The organism is Polyangium sp. y55x31 (assembly GCF_029946505.1).
In the GTDB taxonomy this organism is placed as follows: domain Bacteria; phylum Myxococcota_A; class Polyangia; order Polyangiales; family Polyangiaceae; genus Polyangium.
In genome coordinates this window covers 261,029-277,533 of sequence record NZ_JARZHG010000012.1, presented here as the reverse complement: position 1 = coordinate 277,533, position 16,505 = coordinate 261,029, and the positions used below count along the sequence as shown (strand labels likewise).

The window sequence follows — 16,505 nt, the reverse complement described above, 5'->3', positions numbered from 1 at the left end:
TCTTGGTGATATGGGCCGCCATGGTGGCTCTGGTACGGCGCATGCCGAGGCAATTGGCACGATTTTCCCGGGCTGCGTGGGACGGGATGCAGCCGGGTCATGGGCGGGATGTTGGGATCGCGATTGGGGTGGCGTAGATCCACGGGCTGCTAGACGCCGTACACCTTGCGGAGCGCTTCGAGCAGCGCTCGCCCGCGGGGGGCGCCGAGACCGGTGCACGCGTTCCAGCCCGCCTCCGGGGAGGCAGCATAACCGCCGTTGTTGCCAGCGACGATGGGTCGGAAGACGTTCGCCCCCTCTTCGAGTTGCAATCGATAAAGCAGCGGATTGAGGAATCCCAGGCGTCTCCCCACGCCCTGGCAGAGGCGGGCGACGAGCGCCGCGAGGAGGGGTGCGGCCGCGCTCGTGCCTCCGCCATAACGATACGCGCCGTCCACGAAGATGCGGTACCCTTCGAGGAAATCGGCGTGGGCGGCGACGTCGGGGCAGCCGCGGCCGGCGAACGTGCTCGCGGGCTCGGTGAAGATCCAGTCGCGGAACGTGGCGAAGGTCCGGGCGGGGACGGAGGCGCGTGCCTGCCATTCGGGGCGTTCGAAATAAAAGCTCACGCCGCCGCTGCCGCTGCCGAGGTTGGCGATCCTGCCGGCATTGCCGTACGCGAGGAACATGGTGTCGGCGAGGCGATTCCACACCACCTCGTCCTTCCGAGCGCCGTGCTCGTCGAGGACCAGCGCCGTGCCGCCGCAGCAGAGGACCCAGGGGCTCGAGCCGGGGAAATAGACCAGCGAGGGGGCGGAGAACATGCCCTGCGCCATGGGGAAGATGGATCCCGAGTCGCCTGAGGGAAGGCAGATGGTGATGCCGAGGATGGCGGCGATGACGAACAGCTCGTTGATTCGTACGGCTTCGGCCCGGGTCCACACGCCGGGCAGATCCTCGGGGAGCCCGGCGCTGAGGGTGAGCACGGAGGGCCGATTCACCGTATCGAAGAGCGCGGCGTTGAAGAGCTGGAAATAAGTGTAGCTCGTGGTGTCGTCGTTTCCGCGTGCGCCCGAGAAATAAACCACGGGCCGGACCCCGGGCGCGCAGGAGAAGGCGATCTGCGCGTCCATGCTGACTTCGTAATTCGCCCAGGTGTCGTGCCCGGTCGCCCAGCGGTTGGGCCCCACGGTGACGATGTCCGGCACGCGCATGCCGAGGCCTTCGAAATAGACCTGCATGTCGTCCGGGGAGAAGCCACCGTAAAGCGCGAGCACCCCGAGGCAGACGCCCTCGCCGGTGAATTCGGTCGGAAAATCGTATAGATCGGCGAAATGGGGCGGCGGGTGGAATCGCCACGGTTTGTCCGGAGCGGCGGCAGGGGACGCTTTGGGGGCTTCGGTGCGTCTTCGCGGCGGCGGGACGTCCTCCACGACGGGCGCGTGGCGGGGCAGGAAGACCCAGAGGATCAGGCCTTCGAGGCTCGCGGGGACAGAGAGGGGCGCGTCGTGGGTGATGTCGACTTCCCCCTGGTAGGCATGACGTTTCAGCTTCACGCCGAACGCTGCCTGAAAAGCTCTCCCGGTTCCGCGGAGCGTCACCGTCCGCGCGGCGCGATGGGCGTCGACCACCGAGAGGTCGTGCTCGCGGGCAAACGCTTCGATGCGGGCGAGGTCGTCCGCGCTCGCTGCATAGGTGGCCGCATAACGCTCGTGTGACCAGGGCTCGCGCGTCCGGACCACGTGCCAGGCTGTTTCCACGAGAGGTGGAGAGCCTTGCGGGGTGCGTAGCCAAAGCACGGCGGTCACGATTTCGTCGGGGGTGACGTTGCCCTGGAAGACAGCGCCGAAGAGGGGCGGTCGGGCGCTGCCTTCGATGTCGACACGATCGCGCTTCATGATTCGTCTCCCTCGCGACGGCTGCCGAGCACGAGCTCACCCACCGTCGTCTCCGCATAATAATCGGTGCCGGCGGCCTTGCAAAACAGGTCCGAATCACCCCGACCCACGCCGCTGCAGGCGAGGCCCATCGCGGTCGCGACCAGGTAAAACGTCTGGTAGAGCACGCCCGCGTTCTTGAGGGTGACCGAATAAGAAATGCCCTCGTAGCTCCAGGACACGCGCTGGAATCGGCTCGCGAGGCAGATGAGCACCTGCGGCAATGTGGTGTGGCGCGTCGAGAACGCAGCGCCCGTGAGCAGGGCCGTGACCTCGGGCGTGCGACCCCGGACACGGGCGAGGGTATGCCCGGCGGGATCGTAATGGTAAAGGCCCGATTCCAAGCCACGGCAGCGATCGACGGCGAGGTAGATTTCGAGGTCGTGGCAAGCGCCGCCGGAGGGGGACGGGCGCATGGTGATGTCGTAGCCGGATTCGGGCGTCGCGGGGATATGCGCGCGGACCCCCGCCGACCGATAGAGGAGCTCACCGAGCTGCTCGACCGAAATGGGCTCGCGCCCCTGCGCGTATACGCTGCGCCTGCCCTCGAGCACGGCCGTGAACGGGCGGTCGCTCGCGCGGAGCGCGTCGAGGTCCGGGCGGTAAAGCGAAAGGAGAGGCTCGGCCGAGTCGCGCCGCGGCCGCAGGGCGGGAGGCGGCGGGACGCGATCGCGGAAGGGGTACGTCTTGCCGCAAGGCCAGGAATGGCGGCCGGGGCGGCTGCGCGCGTGGAAGAGCAGGTCGTGGAAGGACCAGCTCGCGAGCTGAAATACCTGCTCTTCCTCGGTCTCTCCCGCATGCTCGACCGGGATCACGAATCCGGCAGCGACCAGCAGGCCGACGAGGGTGGCCATGGCCTCGGAGCTCGCCCCGGGCACGGCGAGGGCCGCGGGCGCGGTCGGGCGGGCGAGCGCAAAGCAAAGGGCGGCGGTCCGGGCATCTTCGATGCGCAGGAGCGCATGACAGCGGGGCGATTCCAGCACGAGGCCCTCACCGATGCGACGCTGGTATGCGAAGCGGGAGAGCACATAATGGCGCTCGGGGTCGATGCCTCCGCCGCCCAGCGAAAACGAGGGCGAGGTCGGCTGCAGCACCGCGATCGTGGTATCGCCGTCACGCACGGCATAGGCGAGCAGCGCGAGTTGCTCCAGGCGGCGGAGGTGATGGAGCAACGTCGCCACCGCGAGGGGCCCGTCCTTCTCGGCGATACCTTCGGTCAGCGCTTCGAGCGTGGAGCCCTCGGCGCCGAGGCGTTCGAACGCGGCGAGCAACGCTTGTGAAAGCGCGCCGAGCGGAATCGGGGGGAACGAGGGCGACGTCAATCGAGCGGCGCCGACCTCGTCGCGGGTCCAGGTGACGCCCTCGCGGAAGCGGAGGCCGAGCCGTCTGCGCCAGGTTTCCATCATCGCAACATCAGCTCCGCGACACGCACTAGATGAATATCGGATGAGGATTCATGGATTCCTCGGGGAGAGGCGCTTCGAGCCGGCCCATGGCGACAGGCACGTCGTACAGCCGGCCGGGGCCGAAGCGCGGCCAGAAATGGCGGAGCCCCGGCACGATCACTTTGACCACCACGAGGCTCGTGTCGGGCCGGGTTTGATCGAGCACCAGGGTTTCGAGCCCGCGGTCGCGGGCCCGTTCCACGCAAAACTCCACAGCCTCGCGGAGGTCCTCACCCACGGGCGGAGCGAAATCACGCGGCGTGCGGGGAGGAGCGACGCTCGGTCGCAAATAAGGCTCGGACTCCACGGTCGCCTGCCGCAACCAGTCGACGATCAGCCCGCCCGGCGAGGGTTTGCCCGCGTCGCCCGTGAACACGAACGGGATGAGCTGGTTGTGCTCGGTGACCGCGCGGAGCAACGCCAGGCGCGCGTCGAGGTGCGCGCCGAAGCCAAACATGATGGATGGAAAGGGCCCGCCGAGCTGTCGTGAAATCGCCGCGAACGTGGGAATGCCGAGATCACTCGTCAGGTCGAGGACCCAGAGCTCACGCCCGCGGTTGCGCCAGTGCTGGGCGGTGTCGAGCAGATAAGGTTCCTCGAAGCTCCCGAGGTCCACCCCCGGCACGCGCAGGCGATTGTACCACCAGAGCGCGACCGCGTCGCGCTCCACGAGCTCCAAGAACCCTTGCAGCACGGCCTCGGTTCGCGTGTTGCCCGCGGCGTTTCCATTCGAGTCCGCCCGCGTGAACACGGGGCCCTCCCGGAACGGATAGCCGTAATAACAGAACGCCGTGGGCACGAAGCGCCGCCGCTTCTCGGTCAATGACCAGACCGGGCTCCATTCGATCGCTTGCGCAGGGTCGAAGGGCTCGGGGACCCACGTGCACACCTCGCCGTGTCGATTCCAATGCGCACGCTCGGCATATTGACGCGCGCTGTACCCCGTCAAGAGGACCGGGTCGATCGCCTCCTCGCCGAGCGCCGCCTGGTCGGCGCGGACGCGCGCCTCCTCGCCCTGGAAGACGCCCGCATATCGCTCGATCGACTCGCAAATCGCGCCGGTCTTCGCCTGGATGTCCGTCCGACCTTTGCCCCCGGAATAGCTGCGCATGCTGCCGCGGAGCGACGAGAGGTCGTGCGCCATCTGGGCGAAATTGTGGTCGGTCGAATACGAGAAGACGAGCCGAGGGTCGTCCTCGGGGCGCACGGTGCGGCGCAGGCGGCTCACGATGCCCGTGATGGGGCTCAGGTGATGCGCGAGCCGCTCGTACGTTTCCTCGGGCGTCGCCTGCCGGAATCCGCCGTCGGCCGAGAACGTGCGGGGCGTGGGCTCGAGGACGACGGGGGAGGTTTGTCCCCGCGCGACGATGTCACGATCGCCGCACGCCGGGCACTGCGGGCGCCGCACGAGGGTATGCGTGCGGCTCTCGAACGTGGTCGTGTCGAACGTGATGACACGCCCTTCGAGGTCCGGGATCCCGCCCAGAGCGGCCCAGCGCGCGACGGCGGTGGCCATGGTCGAGGCGAAGGCGCGACGCGTGGAGGGGAGCGCCGCGAGGGCCGGCGGATGCACAGGCTTGCCGGTGCGGCGCTCGAGATATCGCTCGACCCGGCGATGTCCCTCCAGGCGATGCGCGAGGCAGCGCCAGCATCCCGTCTTGCCCGGAACGAAAAGCGGCCCGAGCCATCCATCACGGCCGGCCGGTCGAGCGAGGAGCCAAGGCTTTCCCTTGTCGAGCTGGGCCCGGTTCCAGGCGTCGAGCTCGGGGCGCAGGTAATCGTCCACGACGACGATGGGAAAATCCCCGTCGGAGCCCGTCTCCAGCGAGAGCTCGGCGAGGGCCTCGGCGAGCTCGCTCGTATCGACGTCGCCCATGGCGACGAGGACGGCGCGGGCTCGGCGGATGCGCGCCTGGGCCTGCGCGGGCTCGGCGCCGAGCGCCTCCCAGAAAGCGGCCTCCGCGCGAGGCATCTCCGCCGCATCGTTCGTGACGAAGCCGCCTTTGCGGAGCATGGTGATGGCGTAAAAGACCTCGGCGGGCGAGGCGTGCGGCTCCAGGCGCTCGCAGATCTCCTGTTCGGTCAGCGTCCCGGTCAGGAGAGGTGCGAGCACCTGATAGGTTCGGCCATGGAGTACGTGGCTGCCGCCCTCCCAGAGGAGGTAGACGCCCTCGCCCTCGATGAGCTCGACGCGATAGGAATGCTTGAAACGTGGGCGCGTGAGCATGTGCGGTCGGGCGGCAGCCGGTTTTGATCAGTTGCTCTTGCTCGTATGCACGTCCCCCGCGGTCGCGGAGCCGCATCCGGTCGCGGAGCCGCACCCTGTCGCGGAGCCGCATCCGGTCGCGGAGCCGCACCCCGTCGCGGGCGCCGGGCCGAGCTCCATTCCCAGCGCTTCGACCGTGAGATCCGCGGGCGGCAGCGGCAAGTCCATCGGGAGCGCGACGTCATGCGCTAGCTCCAGGCCGAATTGCTCCTGGGCGAAGCTCTTGATCGCGCGCGAAGGGTCCACCTCGAGCTCTTTACGGAACGACGCCTCCGCCCAGGCATGAGCGACGAGGAACCCCCACTGCACCTTGTTGAGTGTATGCTGTTTATCCATGATACGCCTCTAAAGTCAAAACCTTAACGCATTCTTACCGCGTGTGCTACTCCTCTTTGTGGTGTATTTTTTTAACGAGGTGCGTCTGTAACGTGACGTTATCTTTAGAGCGCGCGGGCGCGGCGCATCGCGCTGGCGACACCCGTTTGCAGGGTGCTGTACGTGCTGATTCCAGAGAGGTCGATTCCCAGCGAGACGAGCGTCTGCGCGACCTCCGGACGGATGCCTGTGAGCATCGGCTCGGCGCCCAGTAGCGTGACCGAACGCGCGGCGCGCACGAGGGCGTCGGCGATCTCGGCGTCGACTTGCGGGACGCCCGTAATGTCGAGGATCGCTACACGCGCCCCGCTCCGGGCCATGCCCTCCAGGAGGACGGTGATCGCACGCTCGGCGCGCGCCGGGTCGATGGCGCCGACGAGCGGCATGACCATCACCGCGTCACTCACGGGGATGAGGGGCGTGGAGAGCTCGAGGAGCGCCGCCTCTTTCACACGGAGCGCCTCCTGTTGAAGGAGAGCGGTGGCGCGGTCCTGCTCCGCGCGAACGACGGTGGTGACGTCCATGATGATCCCGCGCAGCCCCACGGCTCGCCCGTCTTCGTCACGCACGCACACGGTCTGCGCCTCGACCCAGAGGACCTCGCCGTCTCGGCGAATCCAGCGGCAACGAAGGACCGAGCGGCCGTTTCGTTCGAGCTGCTGGTTCGCGACGAGCACGCGATCCCTGTCCTCCGGGTGCCCCAGATCGGACCAGAGGCTTGGCTGCGCGAGCCACTCTTCCTGTGTGTAGCCGGTGATGTCTCGGATCGGCCGGCTCACGTACCCGACGCGTCCGCGGCTCGGATCCTCGACGAACCAGCTTTCCCAGACGGCCCCGGGCACGCAGTCGATGAGGTCCCGGAGCATGCGGCTGCGCATCTCGGCCTCCTGCAGGCGTGCCCGCAGCGCTGCCACCTCGGAACGAAGCGCCTCGGCGCTCAGTGCTTGCTCTTCCATGGTCATTTTTCTCCCCCAGTCCGTGCGCCTCAGAAGCGATGCTCTCACGCGCACTGACCCCCACGCCGATGATACCGCCGATCCGGGCGCCGCTTCAATCCTCCATCAATCGGGTGTGGAGAGCCGGCTTGGGCTGTACATATGAATGGGTACCATCTGGCCATGCGCGTACGTCGAGGGGATCGCGGGCGGCTGCCCGCGCCTGATGATTGGTGGAGACCGTGTGTCCGTAATCACATCGTACGACCGGTATCGCGCGCTACCACACGGTGAGGGCAACGAATCAGCGTGTGGCGCGGCATTGCCTCATCACGCTCGCGCGCATTCGCTCCGTCGCCTCCTTGTACGAGAGGAGCCCCTGCACCTCCCGGCTCCCGGGGTTGGCGAGCATGTACCCCTCGGCTTCCTCGTACGCGAGCAGCTCGAGCGCCACCGTCGCCGCAGCGGCGACCGCGCCGTGGTAGGTATCCTGAACCTCGCGATACGCCTCGTCCTCGTCGTACTGGCGCGAATGCCACAGGTTCGCCGTGAGCTGCGCGGCGAGGATGACGCGGAGCCCGACATCGGTCGCGGCGACCGCGCGGGCGACGTCGTCCACGCGGTTCTTCCACGGATGCGTGGAGAGCGTCGCGAGCGCGCGCCGGAGCGCGTCGTGGAGGTCCTGCAGGCGATCTTCCGGGGCTTTCATGTTCTCGATTGCCATTGTGCCCGGCACGTCCGGGCTCGACAAGGCGAGCGGGAGGACGGCCCCGAGGCGGGCCCCGAGGCGCACGGTCTGCGCGGCGGCGCATTTTTGGCGCCTCCTCGGTCGCGTTTTTCGCGAGGCGCCGCGCGAGCACGTCTGGTCACGGTCTTGCTAGCGCTTCACCGTCGAGGACCCCATGAACACGAAGAACCCCACCGTCTCGGACTACATGACCCGCAGCCCCCACTCGATCGGGTTCGATCAGACGCTGGTGCAGGCGCACAAGCTCATGCGCGAGCACCACATCCGGCACCTGCCCGTCCTCCGGGGCGGCAGGCTCGTCGGAATGCTCTCCGAGCGGGATCTCGCGTTCGTCGAGGCGCTGCGCGACGTGGATCCGCAGAAGCTTCGTGTGGAGGAGGCCATGACCCCGCTGCCGTTCACGGTCGCGCCGGACGCCCTGCTCGCGGGTGTTTCGCGCGAGATGGCGGAGCACCGCTACGGCGCGGCCGTCGTGATGAGGGAGGGACACGTCATTGGCGTGTTCACGACGACCGACGCGCTGCGCGCCCTCGCCGACGCGCTCGACGGCAAAGGATGACGACGCCGCCCGCTCGTCGGAGCGCATTTCGGAGGTGACGTGATGACGAGAGAAAGGCCGCCCGAGATCGAGGACGAGATCCGTGGGCTCGTCGCCGGTGTGATGCCGGGCGCGGCCGTCTTGCGGGTCTCGCGCCTCGGCCCTGACGAGGACGACGACGGCGGCGCGACGGGCAAGGCCATCGGATACGGCGTGCCCTTGCGCATCCGCGTGCGCCGACCCGACGGCACGGAGTGCGACCTCTGCCTGCACACGGCCGGCCCGGACGAATTCGGGCACGACCGGCGCGCGGACCGGGCCGCGAACATGCTGCTCGCGTACGATACGTTCTCGAAGATCCCGCGGCACGTGCGCGCGCTCGACGTGGGCGCGGTCCTCGACGATGGACGCCTCGCGTCGCTCTGCCGGAGCGGTGAGTTTTACCTCGTCACCGAATACGTCGAGGGCCACGTCTACGCCGACGATCTCCGGCGGATCGCCCGCGAGCGCGCCCTCACGGACCGGGACGTCGCGCGCTGTGAGGCGCTCGCGCGTCTCTGCGCGGAGGTGCACGCGGTTCGTCAGGACGGACCCGCGACGTACCGGCGCGCGATCCGTGATCTCCTCGGGCACGGGGAGGGCATTTTCGGGCTCGTCGACGGGTATCCGAACGGCGTGCCGATGGCGCCGCCCGAGCGGCTCTTCGGCATCGAAAAGCGCTGCCTGTCGTGGCGGTGGAAGCTCAAGGGCCGCGGCGAGCGCCTGCGCCGCACGCACGGCGATTTCCATCCCTTCAACGTGGTCTTCGACCGCGCGGGCGAACCCCGGCTCCTCGACACGAGCCGCGGCTCGACCGGCGATCCCGCGGACGACGTCACCTGTTTGTCGATCAATTATCTGTTCTTCGCGCTCGAAGCGCCCGGCTCCTGGCACGGCGCGTTCCGGACGCTCTGGCGGACGTTTTTCCGGACCTACCTCGACGTGACCGGAGATCGGGAGCTCTTCTCCGTGGCCGCGCCTTTCCTCGCCTGGCGAGCGCTCGTGTTGTGCAACCCGCGCTGGTATCCGTCGATCCACGCGAGCACGCGGGACGCGCTGCTCGGGTTCGTCGAGCGTGTCCTCGACGCGCCGTGGTTCGACCCCGACGAGGCGGAGGGGCTCTTCCCGTGAGCGGCGTCGTCGTGTGGATCACGGGGCTCCCTTCGTCGGGGAAATCGACGCTGGCACGCGCCACATTTCAGCGGTTCGTCGAGGCAAACCGGCCGAGCATCCTGCTCGATGGAGACGCGGTGCGCGCGGCGATGCGGCCGCCGCCGGGGTACGGCGAGGAGGCGCGGGCCCATTTTTACGAGACGCTCGGGAACCTGGCGGCGATGCTGGCGCAGCAAGGCCACGTGGTGCTCGTGCCGGCGACGGCGCACCTGCGCGTCTTTCGTGAAAAAGCGCGCGCCGTCGCGCCCCGCTTCTTCGAGGTCTACGTCTGCGCTCCGGTCGAGCGCTGCGCGGAGCGGGACGCCAAGGGGCTTTATGCCGCGGCACGCGAGGGCAAGGTTTCGGGGCTGCCGGGCTTCGATCTCCCGTACGAGCCGCCCGAGGCGCCCGACGTGGTCGCGCTCGGCGGGCACGACGAGGAGGCGGTGCAGAACATCGTCCGCCTGTCCGGCTGAGCCCGTTTTCACGCGCATCGCTACCGCCTGCTCGGTGTTTCCGTCGCATTCGACCTGACAAGCGATCCCCGCGACCGACCGTCGGTCTTAGAAGCGCGATGGATGCCCCTCGTGCACGAAGTCCAGGCGCAGATCCGCTCGCTCGAGCGCTTCGTGCCCCTCCTCGGCCAACCCGCGGTCGACGAGGCGCGAAACCTCGCGCGTTGGCTCTTCGAGCGGCTGGCCGGCGGCGTCATCTGGAACGTCAACTCGACCGCCGTGGGCGGCGGCGTCGCGGAAATGCTGCATTCGCTCCTCGGGTATGCGCGTGGCGCGGGCCTCGACGTGCGGTGGTTGACCATCGGCGGCTCGCCCGATTTCTTTCGAATCACGAAGCGCCTCCACCACGCGCTCCACGGCGAGCGCGGCGACGGCTCTCCCCTCGACGAGGCGGAGCACGCGGTGTACGCGTCGAATCTCTGCCACAATGCGGTCGAGCTGCGCGAGCTCATCCGCCCCGGCGACGTGGTGCTGCTCCACGATCCTCAAACCGCGGGCCTCGCGCCGACGCTCCTCGCGGCGGGCGCGCGCGTCCTCTGGCGGTGTCATATCGGCGCGGACGAGACCAATGACGACACGGAGCTCGGCTGGCGGTTTTTGGCGCGTTACCTCGACGTCGTCCGAGTCATGATCTTCTCCCGGGAGACGTATGTTCCGGCGCGGTATCGTGATGGCCGCGCGTCGATCATCCAGCCGAGCATCGACGCGTTCTCGGCGAAAAACATCGACCTCGACGATCTCACCGTCCGCTCGATCCTCGTCCACGTCGGCATCCTCGAAGGACCTCCGCCGCCCTCGCCTCATTATGGATTCTCGCGCAGCGACGACACGCCCGGGCGCGTGGAGCGCTCGGCCGACATCGTTCGGCTCGGTCGCGCGCCCGCCTGGGAGACGCCGCTCGTCGTCCAGGTATCCCGCTGGGATCCCCTGAAGGACATGCTCGGCGTGCTCCGGGGTTTTTCGGCGATGGTCGAGAACCACGCCGCCCCCGATGTCGACCTCGTGCTCGCGGGCCCAAACGTACGCGCGGTGGCCGACGACCCGGAGGGGCCCGCGGTGTTCGATTCGGTCTACCGTGCGTTTCTCGAAGAGCCGCCGGCCGTCCGCGTCCACGTCCACCTCGCGATGCTGCCGACCGCGGACGTCGAAGAGAATGCGGTGATCGTCAATGCGCTGCAGCGCCATGCGGCGATTGTCGTGCAGAAGAGCCTGCACGAGGGCTTCGGCCTGACGGTGACGGAGGCGATGTGGAAGGCGCGCCCCGTGATCGCCAGCGCGGTCGGCGGCATCCAGGATCAGATCGAAGATGGGGTGAGCGGGGTGCTTCTGCGGGATCCGAACGATCTCGACACGTTCGCGGGCGAGCTCCACCGGGTCCTCGCGGATCGGGCGCTCGCGGAGCGCCTCGGCGCCGCGGCGCGCGAGCGTGTGCGGCAGCGATTTCTCGGGGTCCGGCACCTCGTCCAGTATGGCGAGATCATCGGTCGTCTCGTCGCGGCATGAGGGGGTGAAAGGGCTTTCCTCACTCTCATTCCTTCGATAGTCTCGCCCTCGTCATGCCTTTCGCAGCACGAACCATCCGCTCGGGCGTTTTTCTGCTGGTATGGATTCCTCTGGCGTGCTCCTCGTCGGGCTCGTCTTCGCCCTCGGGCAGCGGCGGGGCAGGGGGAAGCGGAGGCGCGACCGGACCCGGCTCCGGCGGCGCGGGGATGGGCGGCAGCGGTGGTATGGGCGGAATGACGTCCTCGACCGGCGTGGGGCCCGGCTCGGGGAGCGGCGGTAGCTTGCCGATGCTGCCGTGTGACGCGGGATTCGCGTTCGACAGCAATCCCATCACCTCGCCGATCCTCACGGTCTCGTACACGAATCAGACCCCGTATGCCTACGTCGACATGAAGGTGACCGGGCCGGGCGCGCCCGCCTCGCAATGGGGCGGCGTCGTGGGCTCGGGGCCATATACGTGGACGTACACCGTGTACGGTTACGATCCCGGCACCTTGACGTTCACGTTCGTCGAGGGGGAGAACGGCGGCAATCCGGGCAATCCCGTCGCGCAATGCCAGATCGAGGCGCTCGTCGAGGGCAGCTCGAATCCGGGGTCGAGCGGAAGCGGCGGCGGGGGGCAAGCGAGCTGTGCCGATCTGGCAGCGGCCAATGGGTGGCCCGGGGGCACCTTCACGTGCGACGACGGCACCCACAACTGGTGTGCGGGGACGGGCACGCCGACGAGTGATTGCGTGCGCTGCTGCAGTCCCTCGTGCGGCGTGCTCGCGGGGCTCTACAATTCGAGCGCGAGCTGCGACGACGGGAACAACGGCGCTTGCAAGGGTTCGGGCGTCATCACCTGGGATTGCAAGGCCGGGTGCTGCGGCCCCGGGATTCCGAACTCGCAGCCGCCGACCGGCGGGGCCTTCGGATACCCCGTGGGCGACAAGAGCACGAGCCCCGCAGGCGGCGCCGGATGGCAGGTCTGGCAAGTCCTCGGGCATTACTGGGACGTTTACGGCGGCGCGCACCTCGCGGAGGACATCGGCAAGGCCGGCGCCGCGAATGCGCCCGTGTACTCGGTGGCGGACGGGGTCGTGCTGGTCTCCGCGCCGAACGGGAGCTCGTACGTGAACGTGATCCTCGTGCAGCACCCGATGCCGGATGGAACGAGCGTGTGCTCTTTCTATGGGCATCTCGCCACGCGCACGGTGTCTCCGGGACAAACCGTCGCGCGCGGCGATCAGATCGGCACCGTCCTCGACCAGGGCTCGAACTCCCACCTGCATTATTTCATCGCGCCGAAGAACCTCTGCGACAAGATCGCGGGCCTGAACGGTGGAGGCGCTTGCGGATACGACGGATCGGGCGGCGTTCCGGGGCTCGGGCACGCCGACCTCGCGAATGCGCCGGAGTCGTACACGGCCTCGGGAACGAACAATGGGTGCAGCCTGAGCGGCTATCAGATCCTGGCGCCGCACGATTTTATCGACGCGCATCACTTCTGAGTCGGGCGCGCCGCGGAAGCTTCCAGCGGCGCCGTCGTGGCGTTCGGAGCGAAGGTCGCCGAAGCGGGTGAGGCGGCGCGGACGGAGGCGGCGGGGGTGTGGCACGGTCGCATGCCCCCGCGAAAAGGACGACAGCGAGGAGGCTTCTCGGGCAATGCGGGCTCGCTGGCATGCGTCCGCCGCATTCTGCCACGAACCGCCGCGCGAAGGCACAGGCGTGTCTTGGGCTCAAGAGATTTCGCCCGTGTCACGCCGCAGCCTCGCCGGTGTCGGGAAATGCCTCAGGGCGACGTTGGCGAGGACACGCGGGCGCGCCTCGGACGGGGAGGCCGGCAGAATACTGACGCTCTGGAATCACCCGTTTTTACCTCCTCGGGCGCCGCGGGAAGACTATGATGGAATCGATATTCCTTCATTTCATGTGAAGGAAGAAAGAAGGCGCTGCGATGGCTTTTTTCCGTAGAAGAATTGCGACGAGCACGGCGTGGCTCGGCGCGTTGCTCTTGCTCGTGGGGCCGGGTTGCGCGGGGAGCGGGGGCCCCGGCGACGAGGAGAGGACCGCCGAGGACGGGGCGCCGGTCAAGAGCGCGCCGTCGTTCCTGACGGCCGGCGAATTCGCTCAGATCTGGTGGGGCGAGGAAGAAGAAGAGGAAGAAGAGGAGGAAGAAGAGGAAGAGGAGGAGGACGATCGCGAGCTCGAAGAGGGCGATATCTACCGCGTGATGGGCGGTGGGCGGCTGCTCAACTTGAACCGCTACCGCGGTCTTCAGGTCGTCGACTACAGCGACATTTCGCACCCGCAAATCATCGGCAAGCTGCCCATCTCGGGCACGCCCGTCGAGATGTACGTCGACGGAAACCACGCGGTGGTGCTGCTGAACGAGTGGTACGGATACAAGGCCGATCCCGGCAAGCTCGCCGCGCGCGAGCGCGCAGGTGGGCTCGTGGCCCTCGTCGACATCAGCGATCCGACATCCCCGACGCTGATCTCCGAGTACAACGTGGCCGGCAGGATCACGACCAGCCGTTACGCGAACGGCTCGTCGAAGAACTCGCTCTACGTCGCCGCCGTGAAGAACGGCTGGGTCAACGAGAACGGCTACTGGGAGTACAGGAACGAGAGCGTGGTCAAGAGCTTCGACGTCACGAGCACGGCCATGACGTCGAAGACCGAGCTCCAGCTCGGCGGCAACGTGACCGCGATTCAGGGCGAAGGAAACGTCCTCCTCGTGGCGCGCCGCATGGCGACCTGGCCGACGACGAGCAATGTCTCGATCGTCGACATCTCGGACATCAACGGCTCGATGGCGCTGCGCGGCACGGTCAGCGCGACCGGCTACGTCCGCACGCAGTTCCACATGGACTTCCGCAACAATCAGCTCCGCGTCTTCTCCGGTCCGGAGTGGAGCGGCTGGAACCAGCAAAGTTATCTGCAGACGTGGAACGCGACGAACAAGGACAATCCCGTCCTCGTCGCGAACGAGCCCTTCGGCGTCAACGAGCGGCTCTACGGCGCCGTGTTCATGAACGACAAGGCGTTCGCGGTCACCTACCGGCAGACCGATCCGTTCCATACCTTCTCGATCGATCCGAACGGCAACGTCACGGAGGAGAGCGAATTCATCGTCTCGGGCTGGAACGATTATCTTCGCCCGGTGGCGAACGGCACGCGGCTCATCGGGATCGGCGTGAACGATCAGAATGGTCGCAAGATGGCGGCGAGCCTCTACGACATCACGAACCTCCAGAACCCGAACCCGCTCCTCGAGCGCGCCGAGACCGAGGAGGACAACGGGACCTGGAACTACTCCGACGCCCAGTGGGATCACCGCGCGTTCAAGATCCTCGAAGGCGCGGTGAACGTGCAGGCCGATACGGGCGAGGCGGAGACGGGCCTCATCATGCTGCCCTTCACGGGCTACAAGTGGGAGAACAACAAGTACATCTACCGCTCGGCGGTGCAGCTCTTCACGTTCTCGAACAGCACGATCACGCGCCGCGGGACGCTCGACCATGTGGACAACGTGCGCCGCTCGACCCCCCTCGACGGGACGAACAACGCCGCGGTCATCTCCGACACGGTGCTCTCGTTCCACGACCAATCGAACGTGGACGCTCCGGAGCAGCTCTCGCAGATCGACCTCGCCCCCGATTACACGAAGATCATCCCCTGGGGCGATTACCGCATCCGCATCCGGAACCCCGAGGGCTACTACTACTGGTGGAACAACGACGCGAACGCGCGGGCGGAGGTCATTCCGAACGACGAGCACGCGGACCTCGCCGAGCCCGAGGCGACGTTCGAGGTCCCCATGTCCTCGTCCTTTTACAAGGTCGGTGATTACCTCGTCACCTCGAAGGCCCGCTGGCTCTGGCCGAACTACGAGACGACGATCAAAGTCTACGACCTCTCGGACCCGCTGCACCCCGTGGAGAAGGGCTCGCTCGTCACGACCGCGCTGCCGACGACGAACTATTGGAACACCAGCCTTCTCGTCACGGACAACGCGCTCGTCTATCAGACGAACAGCGGCAACTACGAGAACCTCGGCTGGTACCAGTCCCGCGACGCGTGGATCAGCGGCTTCCCGGCCTGGTGCCCCTCGGATCAGGACGGCTGCAAGTACCTCACCGGCCAGCGCTCCTGCCAGACGCCCCCGGGCGGGCAGGAGTACTGCGCGGGCGGGTACGCGGAATGCACGGTCCACGTCGGCGCGGAGACCACGTGCGTGCCCGTCGATTGGAACACGCTCGCGCCGAACGCCATCTGGCAATCCTACGAGGGCGACGCGTGGCTCTATCCGATGCGCGCCTCGTTCCAGATCCTCGACCTCTCGGATCCGGCGCACCCGACGATCAACCCGACCAAGATCGCGCCGCCGGAGGAATTCGCCGACGCGCGCACGGTCGGCAACGAGCTCTACGTCACGGTCCGGACCCCGGCCTCGAACCCGAGTGATCCGCGGCCGTACACGAAGAACTTCCTCAAGCGGTACGACCTATCGAACCCCTCGGCGCCCGTGCTCGTGTCGAGCCTCAACATCCCCGGGACGCCCATCGATGCCTACGACAACCGCATCTTCACCCGCGATCGGCAATGGGGCGGCCGCTGGCACGAGGAGGGCGTGACCCGGGTCAAGCTGACGGGCAATGCCGCGCAGCTCGAGAAGTACCGGAAGCTCGACGGCAAGTACCTGCGGTTCATGGCCGTCGACAATCACGAGGATCCCGTCGTCAGCTACGTGTCGACGTGGACCTACGGACAAACCTCGGTCGGCGTTTTCCATCCCCAGAATGGGAACAAGTCGGGCTTCAACCTCCTCGGGGAGACGAAGCTCGATAACAGCATGTCGCTCATCGGCGTCGACGATCACCGCTGGTATCTGTCGGTCGCCGGCGGCACGCTGGTGGCGAATGCGCAGGATCCCGCGGTGGTGACGGCGCAGGCGTTCTTCCCGGTCTACTATTACAGCAGCATGCCCGTCGTCCACAACGGGCAGATCCTCGCCGCGGCCGGGCGCCTCGGCGTCTTCCAGATCGGCGAGGACGAATCGAACCTGCTCCAGGACAACTGAGGTCGGAC

At 67.5% G+C, this 16,505-nt stretch carries 12 protein-coding genes; 6 read left to right on the top strand and 6 right to left on the bottom strand.

Annotated features, from left to right (window positions below; translation table 11 throughout):
- Positions 1 to 149: 149 nt before the first annotated feature.
- The 6 genes from QHF84_RS22660 to QHF84_RS22635 form a co-directional block, all read right to left on the bottom strand.
- Positions 150 to 1,877, bottom strand: a complete 1,728-nt coding sequence (locus QHF84_RS22660) for a S53 family serine peptidase (RefSeq protein WP_281315455.1) — start codon at positions 1,875 to 1,877, stop codon at positions 150 to 152.
- A complete protein-coding gene (locus QHF84_RS22655) occupies positions 1,874 to 3,322 on the bottom strand; it encodes a SagB family peptide dehydrogenase (protein ID WP_281315454.1) in 1,449 nt (482 codons plus the stop codon). The genes QHF84_RS22660 and QHF84_RS22655 overlap by 4 nt, the downstream gene beginning before the upstream one ends.
- 25 nt (positions 3,323 to 3,347) lie before the next feature.
- Positions 3,348 to 5,588: a TOMM precursor leader peptide-binding protein gene (locus tag QHF84_RS22650; RefSeq protein ID WP_281315453.1), complete on the bottom strand. Its 2,241-nt coding sequence runs from the start codon at positions 5,586 to 5,588 to the stop codon at positions 3,348 to 3,350.
- Positions 5,589 to 5,615: 27 nt separating this feature from the next.
- Positions 5,616 to 5,963 (bottom strand): hypothetical protein, encoded by a 348-nt coding sequence (locus tag QHF84_RS22645; RefSeq protein WP_281315452.1) that lies wholly within the window; start codon positions 5,961 to 5,963, stop codon positions 5,616 to 5,618.
- Between the two features lie 104 nt (positions 5,964 to 6,067).
- On the bottom strand, positions 6,068 to 6,958 hold the full coding sequence (locus QHF84_RS22640) for a PAS domain-containing protein (protein ID WP_281315451.1): 891 nt from the start codon (positions 6,956 to 6,958) through the stop codon (positions 6,068 to 6,070).
- Between the two features lie 283 nt (positions 6,959 to 7,241).
- A complete protein-coding gene (locus tag QHF84_RS22635) occupies positions 7,242 to 7,646 on the bottom strand; it encodes a hypothetical protein (protein WP_281315450.1) in 405 nt (134 codons plus the stop codon).
- 193 nt (positions 7,647 to 7,839) lie between these two features.
- Between QHF84_RS22635 and QHF84_RS22630 the strand changes: the two genes are divergently transcribed.
- The 6 genes from QHF84_RS22630 (at position 7,840) to QHF84_RS22605 (ending at position 16,497) form a co-directional block, all read left to right on the top strand.
- On the top strand, positions 7,840 to 8,244 hold the full coding sequence (locus tag QHF84_RS22630) for a CBS domain-containing protein (protein WP_281315449.1): 405 nt from the start codon (positions 7,840 to 7,842) through the stop codon (positions 8,242 to 8,244).
- Positions 8,245 to 8,286: 42 nt separating this feature from the next.
- Positions 8,287 to 9,393 (top strand): aminoglycoside phosphotransferase family protein, encoded by a 1,107-nt coding sequence (locus QHF84_RS22625; protein ID WP_281315448.1) that lies wholly within the window; start codon positions 8,287 to 8,289, stop codon positions 9,391 to 9,393.
- A complete protein-coding gene (locus tag QHF84_RS22620; RefSeq protein WP_281315447.1) occupies positions 9,390 to 9,890 on the top strand; it encodes an adenylyl-sulfate kinase in 501 nt (166 codons plus the stop codon). The genes QHF84_RS22625 and QHF84_RS22620 overlap by 4 nt, the downstream gene beginning before the upstream one ends.
- Before the next feature lie 102 nt (positions 9,891 to 9,992).
- Entirely contained in the window at positions 9,993 to 11,432 is a 1,440-nt protein-coding gene (locus tag QHF84_RS22615) for a glycosyltransferase (RefSeq protein WP_281315446.1), read from the top strand.
- 53 nt (positions 11,433 to 11,485) lie between these two features.
- Positions 11,486 to 12,922, top strand: coding sequence for a M23 family metallopeptidase (locus QHF84_RS22610; RefSeq protein WP_281315445.1), 1,437 nt, complete (start codon positions 11,486 to 11,488; stop codon positions 12,920 to 12,922).
- A 446-nt stretch (positions 12,923 to 13,368) separates the two neighbouring features.
- On the top strand, positions 13,369 to 16,497 hold the full coding sequence (locus tag QHF84_RS22605; protein ID WP_281315444.1) for a beta-propeller domain-containing protein: 3,129 nt from the start codon (positions 13,369 to 13,371) through the stop codon (positions 16,495 to 16,497).
- Positions 16,498 to 16,505: the final 8 nt, after the last annotated feature.

Coding starts and splice junctions, on each gene's coding strand:
- QHF84_RS22605 (WP_281315444.1), top strand. CDS start 13,369: ATGGCTTTTTTCCGTAGAAGAATTGCGACGAGCACGGCGTGGCTCGGC.
- QHF84_RS22645 (WP_281315452.1), bottom strand. CDS start 5,963: ATGGATAAACAGCATACACTCAACAAGGTGCAGTGGGGGTTCCTCGTC.
- QHF84_RS22650 (WP_281315453.1), bottom strand. CDS start 5,588: ATGCTCACGCGCCCACGTTTCAAGCATTCCTATCGCGTCGAGCTCATC.
- QHF84_RS22640 (WP_281315451.1), bottom strand. CDS start 6,958: ATGGAAGAGCAAGCACTGAGCGCCGAGGCGCTTCGTTCCGAGGTGGCA.
- QHF84_RS22615 (WP_281315446.1), top strand. CDS start 9,993: ATGCCCCTCGTGCACGAAGTCCAGGCGCAGATCCGCTCGCTCGAGCGC.
- QHF84_RS22635 (WP_281315450.1), bottom strand. CDS start 7,646: ATGAAAGCCCCGGAAGATCGCCTGCAGGACCTCCACGACGCGCTCCGG.
- QHF84_RS22625 (WP_281315448.1), top strand. CDS start 8,287: ATGACGAGAGAAAGGCCGCCCGAGATCGAGGACGAGATCCGTGGGCTC.
- QHF84_RS22610 (WP_281315445.1), top strand. CDS start 11,486: ATGCCTTTCGCAGCACGAACCATCCGCTCGGGCGTTTTTCTGCTGGTA.
- QHF84_RS22655 (WP_281315454.1), bottom strand. CDS start 3,322: ATGATGGAAACCTGGCGCAGACGGCTCGGCCTCCGCTTCCGCGAGGGC.
- QHF84_RS22660 (WP_281315455.1), bottom strand. CDS start 1,877: ATGAAGCGCGATCGTGTCGACATCGAAGGCAGCGCCCGACCGCCCCTC.
- QHF84_RS22630 (WP_281315449.1), top strand. CDS start 7,840: ATGAACACGAAGAACCCCACCGTCTCGGACTACATGACCCGCAGCCCC.